The organism is Acidovorax sp., assembly GCF_046291265.1.
GTDB lineage: Bacteria > Pseudomonadota > Gammaproteobacteria > Burkholderiales > Burkholderiaceae_C > Acidovorax.
The window spans coordinates 1-3072 of the sequence record NZ_JBKBTV010000133.1; the positions used below are offsets into that span (position 1 = coordinate 1).

Annotated in this window: 2 protein-coding genes; both read left to right on the forward strand. The window is 65.9% G+C overall.

The genetic code is table 11. The features are described from left to right. Positions 1-216 precede the first annotated feature (216 nt). The gene (locus ACK41V_RS23445) at positions 217-1488 is read left to right on the forward strand and encodes a CaiB/BaiF CoA transferase family protein (protein WP_409786060.1); all 1272 of its coding nucleotides are present in this window, start codon (positions 217-219) and stop codon (positions 1486-1488) included. A gap of 407 nt (positions 1489-1895) precedes the next feature. Next, the coding region (locus tag ACK41V_RS23450) for a methyl-accepting chemotaxis protein (RefSeq protein WP_409786062.1) at positions 1896-3072 on the forward strand (1177 nt) is incomplete at its 3' end.

Here is a 3072-nt window from a genome sequence, read left to right on the forward strand (position 1 = left end):
GGGCGGCGGTGAGACCCCCCCGCGCCCCTCGCGGGTGTGGGGCGGGGGGAGCGGGGGCAGCGGCGCATGCGCTGTGCCTGATCCCCCCTCTCCCCAACCCTCTCCCGCGAGGGGAGAGGGAGATAAAACGGGGCTCTCCTACGCACATTTCAAGTGTTTTAGGCCTCTAGCGCTTGATGGATAAGCGCTACCAGCTATCAAATTTATAGTACCGTCATGACCACATCCCCCTCCTCCCCAGGCGCCCTCGCGGGCATCAAGGTGCTCGACCTCTCCCGCGTGCTCGCGGGCCCCTGGTGCACCCAGGTGCTGGCCGACCTGGGCGCGGACGTGGTCAAGGTGGAGCGCCCCGGCGTGGGCGACGACACGCGCCAGTGGGGCCCGCCCTTTTTGAAGGATGCCGAGGGCAACGACACGAACCAGGCCAGCTACTACACCGCCTGCAACCGCAACAAGCGCTCCGTGACCATCGACATGGCCTCGCCCGAAGGCCAGGCCCTCATCAAGCAGATGGCGCAAGAGGCGGACATCGTGGTGGAGAACTTCAAGGTCGGCGGCCTCAAGCAATATGGTCTGGACCACGAGAGCCTGCGCGCACTCAACCCGCGCCTCATCTACTGCTCGGTCACCGGCTTCGGGCAAGACGGGCCTTACGCCGAGCGCGCAGGCTACGACCTCATGGTGCAGGCCATGACGGGCCTCATGAGCATCACCGGCCAAGCCGACGACCAACCCGGCGGCGGCCCCATGCGCGTGGGCGTGGCGGTCATCGACCTGTTCACCGGGCTGTACGCCAGCAACGCCATCCTGGCAGCGCTGCATGTGCGCGACAACGCAGCCAACGGCACCGGCCAGGGCCAGCACATCGACATGGCGCTGCTCGATGTGGGCATGGCCGTGCTGGCCAACCAGGCGTCGGGCTTCCTCGCTACCGGCAAGGCACCCGAGCGCATGGGCAACAGCCACCCGAGCCTGGCGCCCTACCAGGACTTTGCGACGGCCGACGGCAACATGCTGCTGGCCATTGGCAACGACGGGCAGTTCCAGCGCTTTTGCGCGGCGGCGGATCAACCCCAGTGGGCCACCGACCCGCGTTTTGCCACCAACACGCTGCGCGTGAAGCACCGCACCGACCTGATCCCTGCGATGGAGGCCGTGACCCGCACACGCACGACCGCCGACTGGATCACCCTGCTCGAAGACAAGGCCGTGCCTTGCGGCCCTGTCAACACCATCGCCCAGGCGTTCGACGACCGCCAAGTGAAAGCGCGCGGCCTGGCCGTGACGCTGCCGCGGTGGAAAGACGGCGAGGCTGGCGACGGCGTAGCGCAGATCACCGGCGTGGCCAGCCCGCTGCGGCTGTCGGCCAACCCGCCCGTCCTGCGCAACGCGCCACCGGCGCTGGGCCAGCACACCGACGAGGTTCTGGGCGAGATGGGACTGGATGCGGAGCGCATTGCGGCGCTGCGGGCCAACGGGGTCTTGTAGCCAACAGGCCAGCGCGGGCGCAAGCCCACCGAAAACCCACCCAACCAGCAAACCAGCACAGAACGGCCTTGGCTTGGTCGGCAAGCGCGTTTTGTCTTCATATAGGCATCAAATTGGCCACTAGCGCTTACCCCAAAAGCGGTAGCAGCTATCAATTTGATACCAGCAACGTGCAGACACAGCACCGCCACGCCTTCGGCCATGGGCGAAAAATTCATATACAAAAATTTACATCCCTCTCCATAATGGCAGCGGGACTCTCTCCGGCGCGGCGCACAGCACGCACCGGTTGACCGAGACAAAAGGCGCAGTGGGGCAACCGCCGCAACGTACGGGGGATGTCAGGCTGGGCCGAATGGACTTTGCCCGCCCCAGCGGCGATTTGTGGACCCCACAGGAGTTCCCCCATGAAGCTCAGCCTCAAGCTCCCCCTCGCCTTTACTGTGTCGCTATTGCTGCTGTTTGCGGCGGCACTGTTTGGCATCAGTCGCCTGAACCAGGCGCTCACTACCTACCAGACCACCGTGGCGCAGAGCTTTGAGCATGAGCGATTGGCGTCGGGCATGCTCAACGACTTCAAGGTGCAGGTGCAAGAGTGGAAAAACGTGCTGCTGCGCGGCAAGGACCCGGCCCAGTTGACGCGCTACTGGGGCGCATTTGAAAAGCAGGAAGCCTCCATCAAGGACCACGCACAAAAGCTGGTGGCCGCCTTGCCCCCGGGCGACGGTCGCGAGCGCGTGGCGCAGTTTGCCCAGGCGCACGAACGCATGGGCGCGGCCTACCGCAAGGGTTTTGACGCTTTCAAAGCGGCCGACCACGACCCGCAGGTGGGCGACAAGGCCGTGGCAGGCATGGACCGCGAGCCCTCCCAACTGCTGGACCAGGCCGGTGGCCTGATCGCCAAGGCCAGCACCGAAGTGGCCGAGCGCGCCGCCGGTGCCGCGCAGCGCGCCACCACCATCAGCCTCGTGGTGATGCTGGTGGTGTGCGCCCTGGGCATTGGCGGGGCCATTGCCTTTAGCCGCACGGTGGTGAACCCGCTGGACAACGCGGTGCGCGTGTCGCAGGCAGTTGCCGGGGGTGACCTGACGGTGGCGCGGCATGTGACGGGCAAAGACGAGATCGCCCTGCTGCTCAACGCCCTGCACGACATGCAAATCAGCCTGTCGCGTGTGGTGAGCAACGTGCGCAACAACGCCCACAGCGTGGCCGCGGCCAGCACCCAGATCGCGCAGGGCAACAACGACCTCAGCGCCCGCACCGAGCAGCAGGCCAGCGCGCTGGAACAAACCTCGGCGTCGATGGAAGAGCTCAACTCCACCGTGCAGGCCAACGCCGACAACGCCCGCCAGGCCAACCAGCTGGCGGTGAGCGCATCCACGGTGGCCGTGCAAGGTGGTGATGTGGTCGCCGAGGTGGTGACCACCATGAAGGGCATCAACGACAGCAGCAAGAAGATCGCCGACATCATCAGCGTGATCGACGGCATTGCCTTTCAGACCAATATCCTGGCGCTGAACGCGGCTGTAGAAGCCGCCCGCGCAGGCGAACAAGGCCGAGGCTTTGCCGTGGTGGCCAGCGAGG

What these genes read in the sequence shown, in the direction of transcription:
- ACK41V_RS23445 (WP_409786060.1), top strand. Translation starts at nt 217, where the DNA reads ATGACCACATCCCCCTCCTCCCCAGGCGCCCTCGCGGGCATCAAGGTG.